The organism is Thauera mechernichensis (assembly GCF_029588855.1).
Classification (GTDB): domain Bacteria; phylum Pseudomonadota; class Gammaproteobacteria; order Burkholderiales; family Rhodocyclaceae; genus Thauera; species Thauera mechernichensis.
Window position 1 is genome coordinate 18,054 of record NZ_JARQZE010000024.1, and the last position, 23,627, is coordinate 41,680.

The following is a 23,627-nucleotide window of genomic DNA, read 5'->3' on the forward strand; positions in this document are numbered from 1 at the left end:
GAAAAGGGGACGCGCAGTATATCAGCCCCACTCAAGCCGATGCCCCGGACGGGGTCACCTGGATCGCCGGGCAGGCATCAAGGCTTGAGCGGCTCCCAGCCAGGGTGGTCGTATTCACGCCCGTAGTAGTTGAGTGTTTCAACCACTCGCATCAATCCCAGCCGCTTGGCCGGCGCGCGCGGCGCATCGCGCATCAACTGCACGCCATCGGTAATGTCGCCGAGCAGCCACTGGAGATGACGGCCTGCCCTGTTGTGAAAGTCACGTCCGGCACTGATGTCCTGCACCTGCTGTTCGATCTTTGCGGCCAGTGCGACGTAGTCCGCTTCCGCGACTGGCTGCCCGCCCTCCATGCCCTGTGCGAGCAGAGCGCGCAGATCAAGCATGCCGGCGCGCAGGCGCTCATCGGCCGGACGGGGAATCTCGTCGGCAGGGGTACTCAGGCGCGGCGCCGCACGCGAGTCGGAATCCGCGTGTACCGGCGCAGGCCCCGCAAACCCGAGGCCGACCACCACTGCAAGCATGGGTAGGAACTGCATGCTGAATCTCCAGGAGCAATCGAATTGCGTCCATGCTATCGACTTCGTCCGCCGTACTGCTTGAACTGGATCAAGTTCATTCAGCCGCATGAGGCGATACTCGATATTCACGGTAGCGGCGGCTGCGCTCGCACCACCGCAACACGCTGCTTGAGCGCATCGGCGTACAGCAGCAAGCCACCGTGTACCCACTGCCCGACGTGGATCACATCCGCCCAGCCGGCATCGTCAGGCAGCAGTTGGGGCAGGGCATTGGGTCGATCGAGCAACCGCGCCTCATCGAGCATGTTGCCCTCCAGCTTGGGGAACAGGGCAAAGTACAGCAGGTCGCCTTCGATGAGCTCGTTCAGGAAGTGCGTCCCGAGTGAGACATCGGGGATCAGGTTGTCGTGCATGGCCACGATCTCGCACAGTGCGGCGACGTGGTTGATCTCCGAGAACAGCACCGGTATGCCGAGAAACGGATCGCGTGATCCCCAGCGCCCGGGGCCCAGCATCAGTACGCAGCGTCCTGCTGCAAGCCCATTGAGCCGGCCGATCACCCGCGTGACGGCAAGGCGCTGCGACTGGTTGAGTACACCGAACGCGGCGGGCCTGACGTGGATGACCCAATCCGGCTGGATGACTCGACTCGGACCGATCACCGCACCACGGGCGCACACAAGTTGCTCTGCCTCCGCGGGAGGCTCCGCATCGGCCACTCCTTCTACACTGCGGACCTGCATCGGCCGGCACTGGAGCAGGTTGACACGGTAGCTGCCATCGGCGAGCACATTGAGGGCGAACTCTGTCTCCACGGGATGCGCATAAGCGGCATGCAGCGTTGCCAGCAGCGCTCGCAGATCAGCGACAAAGGGCGTGCGTGCAATCAGACCATCGAAAGTCAGGAAAGGCGGACGCCCCGGTTCCTCGCGGGTTGTGAACAGATCGAAGGGGAACCCTTCCTGGCCCCTGACCAGGTCGGCAAAGACACCCGAGACGACGGCATTGCGCTCGAGATCGAGCGTATCCATGCGCCTTTGTGCATGGCGGGCGATCGCGCCGAAGTTTGTCTCCGGGCGGAGCTCCGGCGCGTTCAGCGCCACCAGCCGGGTATAGTCGTCATCCGAGCGATCCACTGCACGCGTGCCCAAGCCTGCAACCAGCCTTACCACGCCTGCCTTCATGTCGATCTGCGGGTTCCATGGATAGGGATTGACCGACAGCCCCACCCCTGCCGCGTGCGGATGGAAGTAACGGCCGCCGGCCGTTCCCGAGACGCGCATGATCAGCAAGGCCATCTGCTCGTGTTCGTCGAGCAGGCCGCGGCGCTTGCGGTAGCGCAGTGCCTGCTCGGACAGGCTGCTCGCATAGACAGCCCTCACCGCGTCGAGCAGATCTGCGAGCCGCCGTTCGCGCGTACCCTGATTGACGCAGAACACGCTGTCGTACTGTCCCGCGAAAGCATTGCCATAGCGGTCTTCAAGGCGCGAGCTGGAGCGCACGATGAAAGGCCACTCGCCGAAGTAGTCCAGCATGGCCTCGAACTGGCGCAAGGTGCTATCCGGGAAAGTCCCCTTTAGGATGCGCTGGCGCGCCCCCTGCTCGCCTTCCAGCCCCTGCAGGAAGCCCGCATCCTCGCGCTGGCGCCGCCGCACCCACCACAGCCCATTGCTGACGAAGAAGGTGTCGAACACCTCGGTGCCGACATAGAAGGAGTCGTGCGCCTCCATTCGCGCGTGCAGCGCGGGGGCATCGCGGCGCAGCACCGCGCGCGCAACCAGCATGCCCGCGGCCTTGCCGCCGATCGTACCGATACCGATCATGCGCGCGCGGACGGCGATCAGGTCCTCGAGGCCAAGGTAGCGCGCGATCAGCCCCTGCAGACCTGGTTCATCGGGAAACAGCATGCACGCAAGACGTGCGAACGCTTCGGCCTCCTCGGTGGTGTCCGGCACACCGGCCTCGCGCAGGGCGACGAGCGTGCGCGCAGCGTCGAACAAATGCTGCCAGTGGCTTCGGATCTGCTCGTCCTCGAGCCCCGGCCAGCCCGACCCGGCGAGGATCTCAGCGACGGTGCCGCTGTCGGCTACTGGACGGAAATGGTCGCCCGCGTCCCAGGCGTGGATCAGGTTCATCACCGCCGCGGAACGGTGCTGCACCTTGATCGGCCGAACATAGAGCCGGTCGCGGCAACGGAAGACGTCGAGCAGGTACTGCGTGGTTTCGGTGATCATGCCCATGCCCGCGCGTGCATGGCGGTGCCGCAGCACGGCGAAGTAGGTCACCGTATCCAGATCGAACAGGCGCGGGCAGGTAAGCCTGAAGAAGTTGCCCATCGTGCGATCCGACTGCCAGGCATCTGCCAGTTCCGACAGGCAATCGAAGATGTACATCGTCTCGGGTCCGGCCGCCTCGATCACCGAGTGCACCTGATCGACGAAGGCGTCGAAACCCGCCGCGGGCTGCGGATAGTGAATCTCCGCCCCGCTCCCTGCATCGAGCAAGGCGCGATGGGACGCGAAGCGGAAATAGACCAGACGCCGACACTGCGCCCGCGCGGCATGCGCATAGGGCGTCACCAGCGCCTGGTAGTCGTCGAGCGACTGGACCTGCCAGACGATGTTGTCACCGCGCGCCACCCCGCTGATGACAGCATCGAGTGAGCTCAGGCCGGTGGTGGGAGCGAACTCGGCGGACTGGGAAGCAGGGTGCGGCGTCATGAGGACCCCCGGCAGCGAGGAAGAGAAGCCGGCGCGAAGAAGGGAACTTCCTCCGGCGTGGACAGACCCAGACCCGATGGTATTCCTTTGTCCAGCCCATGGCTGCAGACACCTCCAGCCGGACTAGCCCAGACAAGCGCGTATACTGCGCGCCCCACTAAGGATCGAACCGATGCACCGTATGAAACCGACCGCCCGCGTTGCCCTGACTGCCCTGTTTGCGCTGAGCCTGACGGCGTGTTCGCAGAAGGTCGAGGATACCCACCCGGACCAGCCCGTTACCAAGCGCCAGGAAGCCTTCAAGGCCATGCTGCGGACCTTCGAGCCGATGGGCACGATGCTGCGTACCGAGCGCTTCGACGCCGACGCATTCGCGCGCCTCGCGCAGCAGTTGAACACCCTGCGCGACCAGCCCTGGGCACACTTCGGTGCGGACACGAACTACCCGCCAACCAAGGCCAAAGCCGCCGTGTGGCAGAAGCCAGACGAGTTCGAAGCCAAGCGAGTGCGTTTCGTTGAAGCAACGGATGCCTTGCTGGCAGCGGCCGAGCGCCGCACCCAGGCCGACGCCCGCAGCGCATACGAGGCGGTTCAGAACAGCTGCAAGGCCTGCCACAACGACTTCCGCCGCTGATACAACCAGCGCACGAAGGCTGCCACGGCGAAGCGAGCGCGAGGGAAAAGGCGAAGCGGGCCCGCGGATTCAGTCGTGGCGACACTGCCGGGGGTGGATCGCTGAGGGGGGACGATCGTACAGTTTTCACGATGCGGCCCCGCTTCGCAGTTCACTTAAAAGCAAGCACCATGCCAAAACTTTGAACTCTTTCGATTCAAACACTTGCACGATCGACCGGCTCGTTTGAGCTGACACAGCACTGCCTAAATCTGCAGACATACCGCCACCAATGACAGAGGCGGCAGCACCTGGCAGCGGCAACGTCCTGCGCGCCTCACGCGAGCGTGGCTGCTCCATGATCAACCAGACCCAGGTCCTTGAGCCGTCGATACAGGGTGCGCTCGCTTATTCCGAGGCGTGCTGCAAGCTCACGACGGCTGCCGCGGTGGCTGCGCACCGCCCGCAGTAGCGCCTGGCGCTGAACTTCGAGCAGATCCAGCACGGGCGCCGTAGGCTCGATAGCGGATTCGCGATCCGAGGCCCCTGCCTCAGTCAGATCCAGGTCCGCCTCCGGATACAGTAGATCCTCTGCCAGGTGCTCGAGCCCGATGGTTTCGCCGTCGCACATCAGGCTGGCCCGCTCGAGCACGTTGCGCAGTTCTCGCACGTTGCCCGGAAAGGGGTAGCGCGCAAGTGCCTGCAACGCGGCCGCGGAGAGCGCCAGACGGCGGTTAGGTGCCACGCGCTCGAGCAATGACGCGATCAGCAGCGGCAGATCCCCTTCGCGCTCGCGCAGCGCCGGAACCCGAATCGGGAACGTGTTGATACGGAAATACAGATCCTGACGGAAGCCGCCCTCCACGATCATGCGCTTGAGCGGCCTGTGCGTTGCCGACACCAAGCGAATATCGGCCCGGCGCAATTCGGTGGAGCCGACACGACGATAGGTGCCGGTCTCGAGCAGGCGTAGCAGCTTGACCTGCATGCCGAGGGGAATGTCGCCGACCTCGTCCAGGAAAAGTGTCCCACCACTCGCCGCCTCAACCAGGCCGGGCTTGCGTGCGCTGGCGCCGGTGAACGCCCCGCGTTCGTGGCCGAAGACCTCACTCTCGAACAAGGTCTCTGGCAGGCCGGAACAATCGACCACCACGAAGGGACGGTCGGCGCGCCGACTCGCCTCATGAACCGCGCTGGCAAGGAGCTCCTTGCCCGTACCCGACTCGCCCTGCAGCAGCACACTGGCGTCAGAAGGCGCAACCCGCGCAATGAGCTCCAGCATGCGTTGGAATGCGGGCGAGCGGCCGATCAGGCCGCGATGATCCGAAACGCCGCGCGCAACATGCATTGGCTCCATCTTCTCGATGAACCAGGCAATCTCACCATCGGCGTCGCGCACCGGCGAAAGTTCAATGTTGACGTACTCCTCTCCGCGCGGCGTGTGATGAAGGTGCAACACGCGCTCGCGCTGCCCAGAACTCAGACTGCGCGCCAGCGGGCAGGACTCGCCAGCACGGTCACAGGGTACGCTGTAGCGGTGAGAAACCTCGTAGCAGGTCCGCCCCACGACGCTGGCACCATCCGCGCATGAACGCCGGTAAGCCTCGTTGGCGGCAATGATGCGGTAATCACGGTCGCACAGAATGTGCGGTTCAGGCAGCGTCTCCAGAAATGAGACCAGCTCAGGCAGCGGGCGCGAGTCGTGTGGCATGGCTGTCACCAATGGCAGATGTCTGCCGAAAGTCTGCCGGCTGCGAGCCCTGACGGTCAATGATCACGATCGAAGGCACGCAAGCTCATGCACGTCCCCCCTCCCCGCTGCGACACAGATACCCCTTCTAATAGTAAGTATTTCCTTATATAGTCATGTTTAGAACTATTCGAGTCCCTGGACCCCACGGAGATGAAGGAGGAACACATGAGACAAACGGCATCTGACAAGCCCGACGAGCGGCCTTGCGACAGCACACGGCGTCGGCTGCTATTCGGCGCCTCTGCCCTGCCGGTTGCGGCAGGCTTGGGCTTGACCGTCCCCGCAGGTAAAGCGGGTGCGAGCATCAAGACCAGCGCACGCGTCGTGATCGCCGGCAGCGGCTTGGCCGGCATCGCCGTGGCGAACCGCCTCGCCCGCGAACTGGACGGCGCCAGCATCACCATTGTCGACCGCAAGGAAGTTCACAACTACCAGCCTGGCTACACCTTGGTCGCCACTGGCGTATGGCCGGTTGACAAGGTCATCGACCGCAACAGCGATCTCCAGCCCCGTGGCATCGAGTGGGTGAAGGAGATGGTCGCCGAGTTCGACCCCGACGCCAATGCCGTGGTCACCGACAGCGGCCGCCGCATCGGCTACGATTACCTCATCGTCGCCACCGGCGTCCACCTCGACTACAGCCAGATCGAGGGCATGGACGTAGACGCGATCGGCCGCAACGGCCTGACCAGCGTTTATCCGAGCTCGGACGCTGCCGTGGCGACCTGGAAGGCGATGGACGAATTCAGGCGCAAGGGCGGCAAGGCCTTGATGACCTTGCCTGCCACCCCGATCAAGTGCGCCGGGGCGCCGCTCAAGACGACCTTCATGCTGGTCGACCGCCTGCGCCAGGCAGGTACGCTGGCGTCGTCCGAGGTGTCCTTCCATTCAGCCCTTGGCGTCGTCTTCAGCGTGCCCAAGATCAACGACAAGGTGCTGGCGGACTGGGCTGCACAGAACGTCGAAGTGGTCTTCAACAGCAAGCTCGTCGGCGTCGACATCGCCGCCCGCCGCGCCACCCTGGTCACGCCGGATGGCCAGCGCGTCGAGGAAGACTACGACTTCATTCACGTCGTGCCGCCCATGCGTGCGCCGGACGCGGTCAAGAACAGTCCGCTCGCCTGGCAGGAGGGCAACTTCGCCGCTGGCGGCTGGCTTGAGGTCGACCGCCAGACCCTGCGCCATCGGCGCTACCCGAACGTCTTCGGCCTCGGGGACATCAACGGCACGCCGCGCGGCAAGACCGCCGCCACCGTCAAGAAGAGCGTGCCGATGGTCACCCAGAACCTGATCGACGTCATCGCCGGTCGCGAGCCCTCGCAGCTGTTCGACGGCTACACCTCGTGCCCGATGATCCTGCGCGAGGGCTCGGCGATGCTCATCGAGTTCGACTACGACGGCAAGCTCACCCCATCGCTACCGATGATCGACCCGATGCAGGAAAGCTACTTCGCCTGGGTCATGAAATACCGCCTGCTCAAGCCCGCCTACATGGCGGTCGCCAAGGGCCGGGTCTGAAGGGAGACGAGACATGTACGAAATCTGGTTGACGCTGAATATCCTGTTCGAACTCGGGCTGATGTACCTGCCGGTGGTGGTGGGCACCGCCGCACTGTGGCTGGTGCTCATGGTGGTCGCCGCCCGCCGCGGCCAGCCGGCCTGGTGCAAGGCCATCAAGCCCGCGATCGTGGTCGGCCTCGCTGTCACCGCAATCACGTTTGCGATCACCCCCGGGCTGACGCAATCCTCCTTTGCCAACGTGAGCTACTGGGTGGACTGGGGTAACCTGCTGCTTTATGCCGCTTCCTTCGGCGCCGTCGGTGCGGCACTTGCCTGGCCGCTGGCGGCGACGATGTGCCGGCAGGCCTGACCCAGCCGCACGGCACCGAGGGCGCGACTGCGCTAAACTCCGTGCGCTCGCGGGGCGCCCCGATGCGGCGCCCCGGCTGAACAACATCACGGAGAAACGAATGAGCCTTCTGGCCCAACTCAAGAAGGATTCCCTGCTCGCACGCAAGGCCGCCGACGGCGTGCGCGCCACCCTGCTGAGCACTCTCATCGGCGAAGCCGAAATGGTCGGCAAGAACGCCGGAAACCGCGAAAGCAGCGACGACGAAGTCCAGCAGACGATCCGCAAGTTCCTCAAGAACAACCAGGAAGCACTGGGCGTGATCAAGGATACAGGCCGCCGCGCAGTGCTCGAGCAGGAGTCCGCCATCCTCACCGCCTATCTGCCGCCGATGGCGACCGAAGAGGAGGTGAAGGCCTTCATCGCCGACACCGTCGCCGGTCTGGCCGAGCGCAGCCCCAAGCAGATGGGCGTGGTGATGGGCGCGCTGAAGGCAAAGTACGGCAGCGGCTTCGACGCCAAGCAAGCCAACGCCTGGGTGAAGGCCGCACTCGGCTGACGCCGCTCCCGGCCGGCGCCACGCCCGCCTGTCGCCGGGGGCCGCAGCCCGCGATCAGGCTGCATCGTATAGGCGCCCCTGCCAGCTTCCCCGCCGCGCCAGCTCGGCGCTGAGCCGCGGCGCCAGTTCGGCCAGCCGCATGTTCCACTGCGGGGCAAGCTTGAGCGCAGGCGGTACCTCGCTACCCAGGCGCTGCAACATGATGTGCGGCGCCAACCGCTCCACGAAATCGGCCAGCAGCTCGATGTACGCCTCCTCGTCCAGCAGGGGTACGGAGGCGGGATCCCGCTGCCAGTCGCGTGCCATCGCCGTACCGCGCACCAGCTGCAGCACGGATAGCCGCCGCGCCGCATCGAGCATGCCCGTGCGGGTTTCTCCGGGCAGGCCGAGGATCAGGTGGGCGGTGCTCTCCAGGCCGCGCGCAGCGGCGCGGCGGATGGCGTCCTCGCTGCAGGCGAAGTCGTGACCGCGGTTGACCCGCCGAAGCGCCTCGTCGTCGCAAGACTCGACACCGATCTCCAGCTCCACGATATGCTCGCGCGCAAGTTCAGCCAGGTAGTCGAGCACCGCCTCCGGCAGGCAATCCGGCCGCGTGCCGATCGCGAGTCCGCTGATGCGCGGATGCGCGAGCGCCTCGTCATATACCGCTTTCAAGCGTTCGAATTCACCATAGGTGTTGGTGTAGCTCTGGAAATAGGCGATGAAACGCACGCTGTCGGGATAGCGCCGGTCCAGAAAGCGCAGCCCGGTGTCGATCTGCGCATGGATCGAATTGCGGCGATCGAGATAGCCGGGGGTGAATCCGGCATTGTTGCAAAAGGTGCAGCCGCCCTGCCCCAGGGTGCCGTCGCGGTTCGGGCAGGTGAAGCCGGCGGCCACCGACACCTTCTGCACGCGCCCGCCGTAGCGCCGCTTCACATGGTCATTCCAGGCGTTGTAGCGGCGCCCACCGAAGGGCGAGCTGATCTCGGTAGCGACGGATGCGGCGGCGAGGTGCATGGGTACGGCCTGGGCGGGGCAGATCGGAGGCGGCGCAGTATGCGCCCGGCCCCGGCCGCCGCCCTTGACCAGGCGCAAATCGCTCCCCGACTTCAATGCAAAGCGGCGTGGATCTGTTCGGCCAGCTTGCGGCTGACGCCATCGACGCGGCACAGATCCTCCACCGTGGCGTCGCGCACACCGTCGAGGCCGCCGAATGCGGCGAGCAGGTTGCGCCGGCGTGACGGGCCGACGCCAGGGATGTCCTCGAGTTTGGAGCCTACGCGCGCCTTGCCGCGCTTGGCGCGGTGGCCGGTGATGGCGAAACGGTGGGCCTCGTCGCGGATTTCCACGATCAGGTGCAGCGCGGCCGACTCGCCGCCAAGTGCCAGCCCCTCGCGACCGTCCGGGAAGATCAGCGTTTCCAGCCCGGCCTTGCGACCCTCGCCCTTGGCCACACCGACCATCGCCACCGACTCGAGGCCGACCTCGGCGAGAATGGCGCGCGCGGCGCTGACCTGGCCCTTGCCGCCGTCGATCAGGATCAGGTCGGGACACACTCCCTCACCCGCCGCGACCTTGCCGTAGCGGCGCTCCAGCGCCTGACGCATCGCGGCGAAGTCATCGCCCGGGGTAATGCCGGTGATGTTGTAGCGGCGGTACTCGGCGCGCTTCATGGCGCCCGCCTCGCACACCACGCACGACGCTACCGTAGCCTCGCCCATGGTGTGGCTGATGTCGAAGCATTCGATGCGCTGCGGCGCCTCGTCCATGCCCAGCACCTCGCGCAGGGCTTCAAGGCGCTGCTCGATGCGGCCGGTGTCGCGCGCACGAGCCTGAATGGCGAGGCGAGCGTTCTTCTCTGCCATCTCCATCCAGGCTTTCTCGGCGGCGAAGCGCGGCGACACCACGCCGGGCGGGCGGTCGGTGATCTCGGCCAGCGTTTCCTTGACCGCCTCAGGCGGGAGATTCACCAAAATGCGCGCGGGGATGGGGTGCTGGCTGTAGTGCTGCTCGACGAAGGCGAGCAGGCTGTCCGCAGCGCCCGACACCGCCGCACCGCTGGGAAACTGCGGCCGGTCGCCGAGGTGGCGGCCGCCGCGTACCATGGCGATGTTCACGCAGGTCATGCCGTCATCCTCGATTGCAGCAAGCACGTCGACATCCTCATCCTTGCGGCTGTCTACGAACTGCTTGTGCAGCACCGCCTGCAGCACACGTACCTGGTCGCGACAGGCGGCGGCCTCCTCGAAGGCGAGGCGCTCGGCGGCAGCCTGCATGCGGTTCGTCAGGTCATCGATCACCTCGCTCGCCTGGCCGTCGAGAAAACGCGTTGCTAGCCGGACGTCGGCCGCATAGGCCTCGGCTTCGACAAGGCCGACGCAGGGCGCAGTACAGCGCTTGATCTGGTGCAGCAGGCAGGGCCGCGAGCGGTTCGCGTAGACGGTGTTCTCGCAGGTGCGCAGCTGAAAGGTCTTCTGCAACAGGTGGATGCTCTCGCGCACCGCCCAGGCGTTCGGGAAGGGGCCGAAGTAGCGCGCGCCCTTGGTGAAGGCGCCGCGGTGGTAGGCCAGACGCGGAAACTCGTCAGCCGAGAGCTCGATGTAGGGGTAGGTCTTGTCGTCGCGGAAGAGGATGTTGTAGCGCGGCGCCAAGCTCTTGATGAGGTTGTTCTCGAGGATCAGGGCCTCGGCCTCGGAGCGCGTGGCGGTGATGTCCACGCGCAGCACCTGGGCAACCATCATGGCGATGCGCGGGCTGGAAACGGTCTTCTGGAAGTAGCTGGAGACGCGGCGCTTGAGGTTCTTGGCCTTGCCGACGTAGAGCACCTTGTCGTCGGCGCCGATCATGCGGTAGACGCCGGGCTCCTCGGTGAGGGTGCGCAGGAAGGGCTTTGGGTCGAAGGCGGCTGTTTCATTCTTCGGGTCGGACATGCGCATACTCGTCGGCTGCTTCTGGCGCCAGCGGCGTTGGTGATGAAAAGCCGCTGCCTATGGGAATTATCCGTCCTGGCGCAGGACTTCGGTACGTTGCTGGCCGATGGTGGCTGCTGTCATCGCCGCGGTTGCGCTCATGTCTTCGGGAATGGACGCGATAAGCCCGCGGGCCTGGACATAGGGGGCGTGCAGTTCGAGTGCGAAAGGGTCGACAAGCCAGGCGGGGCGGGTCGTACCCGGCCCGATTGCGGCCAGGCGGGCAAGGCTGTCGGCGTCGGCGACCGGGGCCCAGCGGTCGAGCAGTTCGGCGGCGAGGTCCGGTCGATTGCACACCAGGAGCATGTCGCAGCCGGCGCCATATGCGGCCCTGGCGCGGCCGACGATGTCGCCGGCGACACGGGCGCCCTCCATGTTGAGGTCATCGCTGAAGATCACGCCCTTGAAGCCCAGACGCTCGCGCAACACGTCACTGAGCCAGAACGAGGAGAAGCCCGCCGGATGGGGTTCGGTGCTGGGGTCGGCATTGGGATAGATGACGTGGGCGGGCATCACACCGGCAAGCTGGCGGCCGAGACGATGGCGGTAGGGGGCGATGTCCTCGGCCCAGAGGGTATCGAAGTCGCGTTCGTCGACCGGTACGTCGTGGTGCGAGTCGGCCTCGACGAATCCGTGTCCGGGAAAGTGCTTGCCCACGCAGCCCATGCCGGCTTCGGCCATCCCAGCGCACAGTGCCTGCGCAAGTGCGGCGACGGCCTGCGGGTCGCGGTGGAAGGCGCGGTTGCCGATGGCGCTGCAGCAGCCGTAGTCGAGGTCGAGCACCGGCGTAAAGCTGAGATCGACGCCATGCGCCAGCAGCTCCGCGGCAAGCACGAATCCGGTGGCGCGGGCGGCATCGAGCGCGGCGAGGTGGTCCCGCTCCCACAAGGCACCGAGGCTGCGCATGGCCGGCAGGCGGGTGAAGCCGTCACTGCGAAAGCGCTGCACCCTGCCACCTTCGTGGTCGACCGCGATGATCAGCGCCGGATCGCGCAGCGCGCGGATCTCGGCGGTGAGGGCGCGCAGTTGGTCGGAACCGATGTAGTTGCGCGCAAACAGGATGACACCGCCGACCAGCGGGTCGAGCAGGCGTTCACGCTCCTCATCGGTCAATGCAGTGCCGGCAACGTCGATCATGACGGGGCCGCGCGGGCGGTGGATGGGCTGGGTCATGCTGTCGGCTCCGTTGCGCTCAGGCGCGCTCAATGAGCGCAAATGCAACGACGTTGTCGTCCTCATCGCTGATGCTCAGGTGCGCGCGCAATCCGTGCTCGCTCATGTGGGCAGCAAGGCGGTCATCATAGAGGTAACCAGGCTTGCCGAGCGCGTCGTGGCCCACGGCGACCGCGTGCAACGTGGCAGGCACGGCAACGCCGGTGCCAAGCGCCTTGCCAAAGGCCTCCTTGGCCGCGAAGCGCTTGGCGAGAAACCGCCCCGGGTCGCGATGGGCGCGCCAATCCGCCACCTCGCTGGCGGCGAGGATGCGCAAGGCAAAACGCTCGCCGTGGCGCTCGAGCGCGGCGCGCATGCGCTGCACGCGCACGATGTCGGTGCCGATGCCGTGGATCACGCGCAGCCCTCCGCGAGCAGCATCAGGCCGTGAGCGCGGCTTCGCGCAGCAGCCGCTTCATCTCGGCCACCGCTTCGCGCAGGCCGACGAAGACCGAACGGCTGACGATCGAATGGCCGATGTGCAACTCGCGGATGCCATGCAGGCGGGCAACCGGCTGGACGTTGTAGTAGTTCAGCGCATGGCCGGCGTTGAAGCGCATGCCGAGCCGGCGCACTGCTTCGCCGGCGATGCGGATCTTGTCGAGCTCATCGACCACCGCCGGCGCCTCGGCATCGCGGCCGGCGGCATGGAAGGCGTGGGCGTAGGGGCCGGTGTGGATCTCGCACACGCGCGCGCCGATGCGCGCAGCGGCCTCGATCTGCTCGAGCTCGGCATCGATGAACACGCTGGTGACGATGCCGGCGTCGGCCAGGCGGGCGATCACGTCACGCAGGCGCGTCTCCTGCGCCAGCACATCCAGCCCGCCCTCGGTGGTGACCTCGTGGCGTCCCTCGGGGACCAGCATGGCCATCTGCGGTTTGGTGCGGCAGGCGATGTCGACCATCTCGTCGGTGGCGGCCATCTCGAGGTTGAGCTTGACCTGGGTGAGTTCGGCGAGGCGGCGCACGTCGTCGTCGTTGATGTGGCGGCGGTCCTCACGCAGGTGGATGGTGATGCCGTCCGCACCGCCGAGATGGGCCTCGACCGCGGCCCACACCGGGTCAGGCTCCCAGGTGCGGCGCGCCTGGCGCAAGGTGGCAACGTGGTCGATATTGACGCCGAGTTCGATCATCAGAGTTCCTGCAGTTCCTTGAGCACCCGGCGCGATTGCAGCGGCTGGCCGCCCAGGGTGTGGTTGATGAGCATGCGCAGCAACTGCTTGGACTGGGCCAGCGTTTCCGCGCGCGAGAAATCGTCGGCGGCCATGTCGAGCAGGGTCTGCCCGGACAGCAGCGCCTGGTCACCGAGCGCAGCGGGGTCGACACCCTCCCCTTCAAGGGTTTCCAGGCGCAGCGGGCCGCGTTCGATAATGTAAATGTAGCGCCCTTCGGGGCGCACGGCACCGCCACCGTCGGCCTCGTTCGCGAGTCCGGCCTCGTAGCCAAGGTCCTGCAGCAAGGCAAGCTCGAAGCGGCGCAGGATCGGTGGCTCGGATTCGCCGCGACCAAGGGCACGCACGGCCTTGGCGTAGGCGATGAAGAGCTCCGGGTGGGGATCTTCTCGGGCGGTCAGGCGCACCAGCAACTCGTTGAGGTAGTAGCCACAGATCAGCGCACGACCAGTGAGCAGTGGCTGTCCGCCCTGCCACTCGGCGCGCACGAGCGTCTTGACCTCGCCGCCGCCCGACCAGTCCATCGACAATGGCTGAAAGGCCATCAGCACCCCACGCAGCTGCGAATGCGGCCGGCGCGCACCCTTGGCGACGAGCGCAACGCGGCCATGATCGCGCGCGAACACCTCTACGATCAGGCTCGTCTCACGCCAGGGATAGGTGTGCAGCACCCAGGCCGGTTGCTGCTCGACGCGCTGCTTGGCTCCCGCCATTGCCCTGCGCCCGGATCAGTCGTAACCGAGGCTCTTCAGCGCGCGCTCGTCGTCGGCCCAGCCGCTCTTGATCTTGACCCAGACCTCGAGAAAGACCTTGCCGTCGAACAGCTTCTCGAGCTCGACGCGCGCCTCGCTGGAGATGCGCTTGAGCTTCTCGCCGCCCTTGCCGATCACCATCGCCTTGTGGCCTGGCTTGTCGACGATCACTGCAGCGTGGATGCGACGCAGGTTGCCCTCGACCTCGAACTTCTCGATCTCCACCGCGATGCCGTAGGGCAGCTCGTCGCCGAGCAGGCGGAACAGCTTCTCGCGCAGGAATTCGGAGGCCAGGAAGCGTTCGCTGCGGTCGGTGATCTCGTCCTCCTCGAACATCGGCGTAGCCACGGGCAAGAGCGGCGTCGCCGCCTTGACCAGGGTGTCGACGTTGCGCCCCTTCTCCGCAGACAGCGGCACGATCTCGATGAACTCGCGTGCCTGGCGCACCTGGTCGATGAAGGGCAGCAGACGGGCCTTGTCCTTCAACTGATCGACCTTGTTGATCACCAGAATGACCTTGGACGTCTCCGGGATCACCGACAGCACCTTGCGGTCATCGTCGGTGAAGCGGCCAGCCTCGATGACGAAGAAGACCAGGTCCACATCGGCCAGCACCTGCGACACGGTGCGATTCATCGACCGGTTGAGGGCGTTGCGGTGATGCGTCTGGAAGCCCGGCGTGTCGACAAACACGAACTGCGCATCGGCTTCGGTGAGAATGCCGGTGACGCGATGGCGGGTGGTCTGCGCCTTGCTGGAGACGATACTGATCTTCTGCCCGATCAGGCGATTGAGCAGGGTCGACTTGCCGACGTTGGGGCGGCCGACAATGGCGACAAAGCCGGCGCGGAAGGCGCCGTCCGAGTTGCCGTCGGCCGGGCTGTCGAGAGTATGTTCGTTCATTGCTTCCTGAGTGCCGCGAGGGCGAGTTCGGCTGACTGTTGTTCGGCGATACGGCGGCTCGGGCCGCGGCCCAGCGTACGCACGCCAAGCTTGGGCACTTCGCAGGCCACCTCGAATTCCTGCGCATGGGCCTCGCCCAGCGCCTGCACCATCGAATAGGTCGGCACCGCGATCCTGCGCGCCTGCAGCCACTCCTGCAAGGCCGTCTTGGCATCCTTGCTCGGCCGCCGCGGATCGACTTCGGAGAGCAGTGGCGCATAAAGGCGGTCGATGACCTGCTTTGCAGCGTCGAAACCACCGTCGAGAAAGACCGCCGCAAAAACGGCCTCGAGCGCATCCGCCAGTATCGATGGCCGCTTGCTGCCACCCGACTTCAACTCGCCTTCGCCAAGGTGCAGGAACGCACCCAGCTCTAGCTCCAGGGCAATGCGATAGAGCGCGTCCTGGCGTACGAGAGAGGCACGGACGCGCGACAGGTCACCTTCGCGCAAACCACCGAAACGCTCGAACAGCGCAATCGAGATGACGCAGTTCAGGATACTGTCGCCCAGGAACTCGAAGCGCTCGTTGTTGGGCTGGCCGAAGCTGCGGTGGGTCAGGGCCTCGCGCAGCAGCCGGGGATCACCGAATACGTGGCCCAGGCGCGACTGCAACTGATCGGGCGCCATGGGGTCAGCGCGCCTCGCTGTTCGGCTCGAAGTCGAACAGCAGGCTGACATTGGCAATGAGTGGCACCGTTCGCGAGTAGCGTGCGGAGATCTGCGTGCGCGACGCGATCTTGTCGATCTTGAGGTCCGCGCCGCGGATACTCTTCACATCGTCGATCTGGCGTCGCGTGTCGAAGCCTCGGCGAAGATCCGCCACCGTTGCCCCTTTGTCGCCCTCGTCTGCAAGCACTACGAGGATACGTTTGATGGCGAGGTATTCGTTGAACACCGGCACCGTGCGAAAACCGAGGATCAACAGGAACGCAGCCAGTGTGCCGACCACGAGAACCCCGGTCAGCGTGACGCCGCGCTGTGACTTCATGCGCATGCTGATACCCCTCGATCAGTGGAAGCCGCCAATGCGCTTCATGTCGTTGAAGTTGAACCAGATGAAGAAAGCCTTGCCGACGATGTTCTGCTCCGGCACGAAGCCCCACACCCGGCTGTCGCTGCTCGCATCGCGGTTATCGCCGAGTACGAAGTAGTGCCCCTGAGGCACGGTACAACTGACGCCGGCGCTGGTGTAGGTGCAGTTCTCACGCCCGGGGAAATTCATCACCTGCGGGATGAAGGCCGGAGCGTCGCGCTCGATCAGGACCGAGTGCTCGACTGCGCCAAGGCGCTCGGTGAACTGAGGCGAATAGTACAACCTGTCCGGATGCAGGTAGGCGCCGACCTCCTCGATCGGCACCGGCTGGCCGTTGATGCTGAGACGCTTGTTCACGTATTCGACGCGGTCGCCCGGCAGCCCGACCACGCGCTTGATGTAGTCCAGCGAAGGGTCGGCCGGATAGCGGAACACCATCACGTCACCGCGCTCGGGGGCGTTGATATCGATGACCTTCTGGTTGATCACCGGCAGCCGGATGCCATAGGTCCACTTGTTGACGAGGATGAAGTCGCCAACCAGCAGGGTCGGGATCATCGATCCGGAGGGGATCTTGAACGGCTCGACGACAAAGGAGCGCAAGCTGAACACGATCAGAATCACCGGGAAGAAGCTCGCGCCATATTCCACCCACCAAGGGTTCGGCGCGCCTGCCGCGCGCAGCTTGCGCGCATGGAAGCGATCCAGGAACCAGAGCGCACCGGTGGCGACAAGCAGCAGGAAGAGGATGAGTGCAAAATTCATGCGCTATCAGTCACTTGCCTTCGTCGGTGCGCAGCACGGCGAGGAAGGCTTCTTGCGGGATCTCGACGTTACCAACCTGCTTCATGCGCTTCTTGCCTTCCTTCTGCTTCTCGAGCAGCTTCTTCTTGCGGCTGATGTCGCCGCCGTAGCACTTGGCGAGCACGTTCTTGCGCAAGGCCTTGATCGTCTCGCGGGCGATGATGTGGGCGCCGATCGCAGCCTGTACCGGCACGTCGAACATCTGGCGCGGAATCAGGCCACGCAGCTTGCTCGCCAGCTCGCGGCCGCGGTACTGCGCGCTGGCACGGTGCACGATCACCGACAGCGCATCGACCTTCTCGCCGCCGACCATCAGGTCGAGCTTGACCAGATCGGCCGTGCGGTATTCCTTGAAGTCATAGTCCAGTGACGCGTAGCCGCGCGACACCGACTTGAGCTTGTCGAAGAAGTCCATCACCACTTCGTTCATCGGCAGTTCGTAGATCAGCTGCACCTGGCGACCGTGGTAACGCATGTCGACCTGGTTGCCACGCTTCTGGTTGCACAGCGTGATCACCGGGCCGACGTAGTCCTGCGGCAGGAAGATGGTGGCGGTGATGATGGGCTCACGGATCTCCTGGTACTTGCCGGGTTCGGGCAGCTTGGCCGGGTTCTCGATGCGGATGATGCTGCCGTCGTTGAGCACGACTTCGTACACCACCGTCGGCGCGGTGGTGATCAGGTCCATGTCGAATTCGCGCTCCAGGCGCTCCTGCACGATGTCCATGTGCAGCAGGCCGAGGAAGCCGCAACGGAAACCAAAGCCCAATGCCTGCGAAACCTCGGGTTCGAACTGCAACGAAGCATCGTTGAGGCGCAGCTTTTCGAGCGAATCGCGCAGCTGGTCGTACTCGGAGGACTCCACCGGATACAGGCCGGCGAACACCTGCGGCTTGATCTCCTTGAAGCCGGGCAGCGGTTCGCTCGCGGGCTTGTTGGCGAGCGTGATGGTGTCGCCGACCTTGGCCGCCTCGATCTCCTTGATGCCGGCGATCACGAAGCCGACCTCGCCCGCGCGCAGTGCATCCCGGCTCACCGAGCGCGGCGTGAACACACCCACCTGGTCGCAGGGGTACTGTGCACCGTTGGACATCAGCAGGATGCGGTCCTTAGGCTTCAGCTCGCCGTCGACCACGCGCACCAGCATCACCACGCCGACATAGTTGTCGAACCAGGAGTCGATGATCAGCGCCTTGAGCGGGCCATCAGCCTTGCCCTTGGGGGAAGGGATGCGGGCGACGATTGCCTCGAGCACGTCCTCCACGCCCAGGCCGGTCTTGGCCGAGCACAGGATGGCCTCCGAAGCATCGACGCCGATCACGTCCTCGATCTCCTGACGGGCGTTGTCCGGGTCAGCCGCCGGCAGGTCGATCTTGTTGAGCACCGGGACCACCTCGACATCGAGATCGAGCGCGGTGTAGCAGTTCGCCACCGTCTGCGCCTCAACCCCTTGCGAGGCATCCACGACCAACAGCGCGCCTTCGCAGGCGGCCAGCGAACGACTGACCTCGTAGGAAAAATCCACATGGCCCGGGGTATCGATCAGGTTCAGGTTGTATACCTGCCCGTCCTTCGCCTTGTAGTGCAGGGCTGCTGTCTGCGCCTTGATGGTGATGCCGCGCTCACGCTCGATATCCATCGAGTCGAGCACCTGGGCTTCCATCTCGCGCTCGGACAAGCCGCCGCAGAAGTGGATGAGTCGATCGGCCAGGGTCGATTTGCCGTGGTCGATATGAGCGATGATGGAGAAGTTGCGAATGTGGTTCAAAGTGGAGTCTAACGTATCAGGAGGACTCACACAGTCTCATTGAAACTCGCAAGCCCTTGAAAATCTTCATTTTCGTGTGTCGAAGCATCTTACCTCGCCTCTTCACACCTCAAGCAACAGGGGGTAGATTTGCGGGTATCTGCTCATACCCCCTGAAGAATCTACCCGCAGCCGCCGCAATGGGCACGCCGACTGCCATCGAGCACGCCCCCGCCTGGAGAAACAGACCATGCCGCTTACCGACGCATCCATCCGTAACGCCAAGCCCGCCGAAAAGCCCTTGAAGCTCACCGACGGCGCCGGATTGTACCTTGAAGTCACCCCTGCCGGGGGCAAGCACTGGCGCTACCGCTTCCGCCTTGCGGGTAAGGAAAACCTCTTCGCCATCGGCACATACCCGCAAATCACCCTCGCCGATGCGCGCAAAGCTCGCGACGAAGCCCGCGAACTCGTAAAGCAGGGGATCAACCCCGCGCGGCACCGCCAGCAGCAGAAAGCCGGGGTGCTCAAGGAGGCGGAAAACACCTTCGCCGCCAACGCGGAAGCCTGGTTCGAGGAGAAAAACGCACCGTGGTCTGACGGACACAGGAACACCGTGCGGCGCATCCTCGACGCGGACATCCTGCCGCGCATCGGCAAGACGCCGATTCGGGAACTCAGCGCCCCTACCCTGCTGCAAGTCATGAAGAAGGTCCACGCACGGGGTGCGGTCACGCGCGCCATCCTCGCGCGGCAGATCATGGGGCAGGTTTTCGACTACGCCATCCTGCACGGGTGCGCCGAGAACAACCCCACCACCCCGCTTAAGCGCCAGATCGCACGGCGCACGGTCGAGCATCACAAGCACCTCGAAGAGCGCGACATCGGGGACTTCCTGCGCAAGCTGGAGGACTACAGCGGGCACGTGACGACCCGCACCGCGCTGCAACTGCTGATGATGACCGCCGTTCGACCGGGTGAGATGTGCGGGGCTGCATGGGCAGAATTCGACCTCGACGCCGCCACCTGGACCATACCGGCCGCAAGGATGAAGATGCGCCGGGTTCATATCGTGCCGCTTGCGCGGCAAGCCGTGGCACTGTTGCGCGACCTGGAGCAAGTCACCGGAGACGGGGCGTATCTGTTCCCGACGCAAGGCACCAAGTCCCAGACCATCCCCCCGGCAACCCTGCGTAACGCAGTGCGGAAACTCGGGTATGCGGACAAGTTCAGCCCCCACGGGGCACGGGGCACGTTCTCCACGCTGATGAACGCGCGGGGCTATAACGCCGACTGGATCGAAAAGCAGCTTGCCCATGACGACAGCGACACCGTGCGCCGCAGCTACAACCACACGCAGCACCTGGGGGACCGGGCGAAGATGATGCAGGACTACGCCGACCTGCTCGACGAGAAGCGGCAAGGCGCGCAGGTTATCCAGTTGCGGAAGGTGGCGGCATGAAGCGCAGCAGCCTTGAGGGCGCGCCGGGGCTCGCGGAAACGGTGGCCAGCATCCGGGCACAGTGCGCAGCACTGGACGCAGAACGGGAAGCGATCTTCGACCGCCTGGAGCCCTACCGCGAACTAATCAGCCAGCACTACTACAAGCAGGCCGCGCGGATGATCGCCGACACCACCGCCGACGAGGTGCTAAAGGGGCTGGAGTACGGGCGCTTCGAGTATCACGTGGGTTGGTTCCAGAAACGCCGCATCGGGATCGTGTGGAGCCGTCGAGCCGGGGGGCTGATGGCGGTGGCGGAACTCAAGGCGCGGGGGTGGATGCTGTGACTCGCTACCGGCGCAAACTGGGCAAACCGCTTGCCCTCGATACACCCGCAACGCGGGCTGCGGTCAATCTCGTGCTTGCCGTGGAGGCTGGAGAGCACCCCGACGCTGAGACCCTGCGCGTTCTTCATGATGCCTTCCTTGAGTTGTTCGGGGGTACGCCCCCGGCGGAGATGTTCGGTTCAACCTGCGGGCTCGCCCTGCCGAAAGGCAGACCAGCAGACCACGGCTTTACTTCTGCCGAGGTTGTAAGTGCATTCATCGAACTGGAGCGGCGAAGCCTTGCAGCCGAAGAGGAGCCCGCAGCGATCAGCAGGGCACAGGAAGCCGCGGCCTATGCGTTCATCGACTTCGAGGGGCAGCGGGATGCTACTCGCGCAGTGCGGCGCGACTGGGTGCAAGGACGGAGCACTGTAGAAGCCCTAGATGACGACGACCTGCGGTCGATCCTCGCCCCCTACCAACTGCCGGACAAATAGCGCGGATTTATTGTCACCTGACTCGCGGGAGGCGGTCGCGGAAACTCCAGTTCATGCCACAGGACGGCATGAAACTAACAGGAGCACACACCATGACTGAATCCGCATACCTCCGCCCTGCTGACGCCGCACGTTTCATCGGCGTCGGGCTCTCTACCCTCTGGCGCTATCTCGCCAATCGCGACAAAACCGGCTTTCCTCAGCCGAAGAAGGTTTCCGAGCGTGTCACCGTGTTCAAACGTGCTGACCTCGAAGCCTGGGTCGAATCCCGCGACCTGTCCGCTTGACCCCCCCCCAAAAAAACAAGAACGCCTGCCGGACGAATCCGAGCAGGCGGAAGGACTTCACATGTCTGCAGCTTTACTTCACACCCCGGAAGAGCACGACCGCGGCCGCGTTGCGGTTGCCATCTACGTGAACGAAAAACTGACTGTGCCGAAGCGCCAAGGCTTGGTCGAATGGGATAGCTTCGCGCGCCGCCTGTTGAAGCACGACATCCGGCACGAAAAATCCGGCCCCGCCTTCGGCCCTCATACGCTCATCCAAGGGGGAAAGCGCCGTAACTCCGACGTTATCAATGTGTCGATGTTGGTGATTGACTCTGATAACGGCGTGCCGCTCGATGACCTTGCGGCGCGTTACGCGGGCTTTCAGGCCGCGATCTACACGACGCACAGCCACACCCCGGACAAAACTAAAGCGCGGGTCGTAGTACCTCTGCTGAGGCCCGCTCCCGTTAAGGAATGGCGCGCCTTTCTGGAGGGTGCAAACGCGCATTTCGGACGCGACATCTTCGACCCCGCAACGAAGGACCCCGCGCGACTGTACTACCTTCCGAGTTGCCCTCCCGAATTGGCAGAGCATCGCCGCTCCATGCTTCTTGAGGGGGAGTTCCTTGACCCGGAGCCACTCATTGAGCGGGGGCGAACCATCCTCAATCCGTCGGCGCTGGTTAGCCCGCCTGCGCAGTTCGGGAACGTCCCAATCAGCGATGAATGGTCGACGGGTCGGGCGTCCCTCCCCGACCCGGAGACCCCGGAGAACATTGAACGACTTCGGTCAGCCTTAGCAGCCATTCCCGCCGCTAAGGCGGAGGGCTGCTCCCGCGACATTTACCGGACTGTGATCTGGGGTATCGCTTCAACGCGGTGGAACTGCGCCGAAGAACTCGCGCGTAAGTGGTGCATGACCAGCCCTGATGACTTCGACGAACACGACTTCAGCACGGACTGGGAGTCATACGACCCGACACGGCCTGTTCGAACCGGGGTTGGTTCTGTCATCGATCTCGCTAAAGCAAATGGCTGGGTTGATCCGCACAGCCAAGCAACCGCTGAGAGTGAAGAATGGTTGGACGAGATGCGCGCCGAATACGCTTGGATCGAGGCGGAGGCTGGCATTTACCGCCGCAAGTACCGTGACTTCATCTCCCCCGAGAAATTCCGCCTTGCACACGCCAACGACACGCGCCCCGTTCAAAACGGTAGGAATGGAACCAAGGAAGTTTCAGTAGCCGCGCTGTACTTGGCGAGTAAGCACCGCCGACAGCATCGAGCGGTTGTGACCCGGCCCAGAGAACCTGAGGTGACAGCGGACAACTGCCTGAATGACTGGGCGGGGTTCGTCATCACGCCTGCGCCGGGTAACGTGGAGCCGTTCTTGAAGCTCTGCCGTTACCTGTTCGGCGACGAGCCATACCCGCTTCAGTGGCTTGCACACCTGATCCAGCACCCCGGCGTAAAGATGTTCGTCAGCTTGGTTGTCTGGTCGCTTCAGCAGGGCGTCGGCAAGAACCTGTTGTTCGAGACTGTCGCCAGCCTCTTCAGTCCGCACCATTTCGCTCTCATCGGTCAATCAGAAGTCGAGGACGACTTTACGGGCTGGATTCCCGGAACGGTGTTCGTCATCGCTGACGAGGTCCGCGCCTCAAAGAGCGACAAGACCGCCGACCGTCTGAAGCTATGGGTTACCGGTAGCAGTCTGCGCACGCATGACAAAGGGCAGCCGAAACGAGTCGTCGAAAACCTCATGAACTCCGCTTTTCTGTCGAACCATGCTGACGGGATGTTCCTGAATGACCATGACCGCCGATTCGCAGTCTATGAGGTGACGGCCGGTCCGCTGCCCGAGGCACTGAAACATGAGTTTTTGACTTGGCGCGATAACGGAGGGCGTCAGCACCTCCTGCACTTCTTGCAGCACTACGACCTCAAGGATTTCGACCCGAAGGGACGAGCGCCAGTCACGGAGGCCAAGCGCGCCATGATCGAAGCGAGCCGGTCTGACTTGGATCGCTGGGCACACGACATCGCCAACGGCGCAATCCCCCTTGGGCGTGAGATCGCCACAGCGGAAGAACTTACCGCACGCTTCATGATGGAGTACCCGCATGTGCGCACGCCGCCATCGGTCGCCGTCGTTGCAAAGGTTCTAGTTCGGATGGGCGCATATCGCAGGGAGAACCAAGTTCGTCTGACGAGCGGGCGCAAAGTCCGTGCCCTCGCCCTGGTTCGGGCTGAGCTGTGGAAGGAGCAGTCGGAGTCAGCATGGCGTGCCGAGCTGGAGAAACGGCTGTGAAGTGCGCATTTTCTGCCTCAGGTGCGCGGGTGTTGACGCGCACTGAAAACTACCCAGATTTCGCGGGGTCTGCGCGCTGAAAAGTATCCAGGTGATTAACCTCCGCCGCTTCCGTCGAGGAGCGGGGAACAGAGGAGATGATCACCATGAATCTGC

At 64.5% G+C, this 23,627-nt stretch carries 23 protein-coding genes; 9 read left to right on the plus strand and 14 right to left on the minus strand.

Annotated features, from left to right (window positions below; translation table 11 throughout):
• Positions 1-77: 77 nt before the first annotated feature.
• Together P7F68_RS18590 and P7F68_RS18595 are read right to left on the minus strand one after the other, a co-directional pair.
• Positions 78-539, minus strand: a complete 462-nt coding sequence (locus P7F68_RS18590; RefSeq protein WP_277835378.1) for a hypothetical protein — start codon at positions 537-539, stop codon at positions 78-80.
• Positions 540-646: 107 nt separating this feature from the next.
• Entirely contained in the window at positions 647-3,241 is a 2,595-nt protein-coding gene (locus tag P7F68_RS18595) for a PEP/pyruvate-binding domain-containing protein (RefSeq protein WP_277835380.1), read from the minus strand.
• A gap of 172 nt (positions 3,242-3,413) precedes the next feature.
• Between P7F68_RS18595 and P7F68_RS18600 the strand changes: the two genes are divergently transcribed.
• Entirely contained in the window at positions 3,414-3,875 is a 462-nt protein-coding gene (locus P7F68_RS18600; protein WP_277835382.1) for a c-type cytochrome, read from the plus strand.
• 316 nt (positions 3,876-4,191) lie between these two features.
• Here P7F68_RS18600 and P7F68_RS18605 read toward each other — a convergent pair whose 3' ends face one another.
• Positions 4,192-5,565: a sigma-54 interaction domain-containing protein gene (locus P7F68_RS18605; RefSeq protein ID WP_002940552.1), complete on the minus strand. Its 1,374-nt coding sequence runs from the start codon at positions 5,563-5,565 to the stop codon at positions 4,192-4,194.
• A gap of 207 nt (positions 5,566-5,772) precedes the next feature.
• Here P7F68_RS18605 and P7F68_RS18610 point away from each other — a divergent pair, with 207 nt between their 5' ends.
• From P7F68_RS18610 to P7F68_RS18620, 3 genes are all read left to right on the plus strand, one after another.
• Positions 5,773-7,125, plus strand: a complete 1,353-nt coding sequence (locus tag P7F68_RS18610) for an NAD(P)/FAD-dependent oxidoreductase (protein ID WP_002940550.1) — start codon at positions 5,773-5,775, stop codon at positions 7,123-7,125.
• Between the two features lie 13 nt (positions 7,126-7,138).
• Positions 7,139-7,477, plus strand: coding sequence for a hypothetical protein (locus P7F68_RS18615; RefSeq protein ID WP_002940548.1), 339 nt, complete (start codon positions 7,139-7,141; stop codon positions 7,475-7,477).
• 100 nt (positions 7,478-7,577) lie between these two features.
• Positions 7,578-8,015 carry a GatB/YqeY domain-containing protein gene (locus P7F68_RS18620; RefSeq protein ID WP_277835389.1) on the plus strand — a complete coding sequence of 146 codons (438 nt, stop codon included), beginning with the start codon at positions 7,578-7,580 and terminating at the stop codon, positions 8,013-8,015.
• A 54-nt stretch (positions 8,016-8,069) separates the two neighbouring features.
• On the opposite strand, the gene mnmL is transcribed toward P7F68_RS18620, so the two are convergent.
• The 11 genes from mnmL to lepA form a co-directional block, all read right to left on the minus strand.
• Positions 8,070-9,014, minus strand: coding sequence for a tRNA modification radical SAM protein MnmL/YtqA (gene mnmL, locus P7F68_RS18625; RefSeq protein WP_277835390.1), 945 nt, complete (start codon positions 9,012-9,014; stop codon positions 8,070-8,072).
• A 92-nt stretch (positions 9,015-9,106) separates the two neighbouring features.
• Complete coding sequence (gene uvrC, locus P7F68_RS18630) at positions 9,107-10,933, minus strand: excinuclease ABC subunit UvrC (RefSeq protein ID WP_277835392.1); 1,827 nt, start codon at positions 10,931-10,933, stop codon at positions 9,107-9,109.
• A gap of 60 nt (positions 10,934-10,993) precedes the next feature.
• On the minus strand, positions 10,994-12,139 hold the full coding sequence (gene nagZ, locus P7F68_RS18635; RefSeq protein ID WP_277835394.1) for a beta-N-acetylhexosaminidase: 1,146 nt from the start codon (positions 12,137-12,139) through the stop codon (positions 10,994-10,996).
• A 19-nt stretch (positions 12,140-12,158) separates the two neighbouring features.
• Entirely contained in the window at positions 12,159-12,536 is a 378-nt protein-coding gene (gene acpS, locus P7F68_RS18640; protein ID WP_002940531.1) for a holo-ACP synthase, read from the minus strand.
• Between the two features lie 22 nt (positions 12,537-12,558).
• The gene (locus tag P7F68_RS18645; RefSeq protein WP_277835397.1) at positions 12,559-13,311 is read right to left on the minus strand and encodes a pyridoxine 5'-phosphate synthase; all 753 of its coding nucleotides are present in this window, start codon (positions 13,309-13,311) and stop codon (positions 12,559-12,561) included.
• Entirely contained in the window at positions 13,311-14,063 is a 753-nt protein-coding gene (gene recO, locus P7F68_RS18650) for a DNA repair protein RecO (RefSeq protein WP_277835398.1), read from the minus strand. Before recO ends, P7F68_RS18645 begins: the two co-directional genes overlap by 1 nt.
• Positions 14,064-14,078: 15 nt before the next feature.
• Positions 14,079-15,005, minus strand: coding sequence for a GTPase Era (era, locus tag P7F68_RS18655; protein WP_277835400.1), 927 nt, complete (start codon positions 15,003-15,005; stop codon positions 14,079-14,081).
• On the minus strand, positions 15,002-15,673 hold the full coding sequence (rnc, locus tag P7F68_RS18660; RefSeq protein ID WP_002930005.1) for a ribonuclease III: 672 nt from the start codon (positions 15,671-15,673) through the stop codon (positions 15,002-15,004). Before rnc ends, era begins: the two co-directional genes overlap by 4 nt.
• A gap of 4 nt (positions 15,674-15,677) precedes the next feature.
• Positions 15,678-16,040, minus strand: coding sequence for a DUF4845 domain-containing protein (locus tag P7F68_RS18665; RefSeq protein WP_277835403.1), 363 nt, complete (start codon positions 16,038-16,040; stop codon positions 15,678-15,680).
• A 15-nt stretch (positions 16,041-16,055) separates the two neighbouring features.
• The gene (gene lepB, locus P7F68_RS18670) at positions 16,056-16,844 is read right to left on the minus strand and encodes a signal peptidase I (RefSeq protein WP_277835404.1); all 789 of its coding nucleotides are present in this window, start codon (positions 16,842-16,844) and stop codon (positions 16,056-16,058) included.
• A gap of 10 nt (positions 16,845-16,854) precedes the next feature.
• Positions 16,855-18,651 (minus strand): translation elongation factor 4, encoded by a 1,797-nt coding sequence (gene lepA / locus P7F68_RS18675; RefSeq protein WP_002930014.1) that lies wholly within the window; start codon positions 18,649-18,651, stop codon positions 16,855-16,857.
• A 229-nt stretch (positions 18,652-18,880) separates the two neighbouring features.
• On the opposite strand from lepA, the gene P7F68_RS18680 reads away from it, so the two are divergent.
• The 5 genes from P7F68_RS18680 (at position 18,881) to P7F68_RS18700 (ending at position 23,471) form a co-directional block, all read left to right on the plus strand.
• A complete protein-coding gene (locus P7F68_RS18680) occupies positions 18,881-20,092 on the plus strand; it encodes a tyrosine-type recombinase/integrase (protein WP_277835406.1) in 1,212 nt (403 codons plus the stop codon).
• Positions 20,089-20,418, plus strand: a complete 330-nt coding sequence (locus P7F68_RS18685) for a hypothetical protein (protein ID WP_277835408.1) — start codon at positions 20,089-20,091, stop codon at positions 20,416-20,418. Before P7F68_RS18680 ends, P7F68_RS18685 begins: the two co-directional genes overlap by 4 nt.
• Complete coding sequence (locus P7F68_RS18690; RefSeq protein WP_277835410.1) at positions 20,415-20,894, plus strand: hypothetical protein; 480 nt, start codon at positions 20,415-20,417, stop codon at positions 20,892-20,894. Before P7F68_RS18685 ends, P7F68_RS18690 begins: the two co-directional genes overlap by 4 nt.
• A gap of 92 nt (positions 20,895-20,986) precedes the next feature.
• Positions 20,987-21,181, plus strand: coding sequence for a helix-turn-helix transcriptional regulator (locus P7F68_RS18695; RefSeq protein ID WP_277835411.1), 195 nt, complete (start codon positions 20,987-20,989; stop codon positions 21,179-21,181).
• A gap of 61 nt (positions 21,182-21,242) precedes the next feature.
• Entirely contained in the window at positions 21,243-23,471 is a 2,229-nt protein-coding gene (locus P7F68_RS18700) for a primase-helicase family protein (protein ID WP_277835413.1), read from the plus strand.
• Positions 23,472-23,627: the final 156 nt, after the last annotated feature.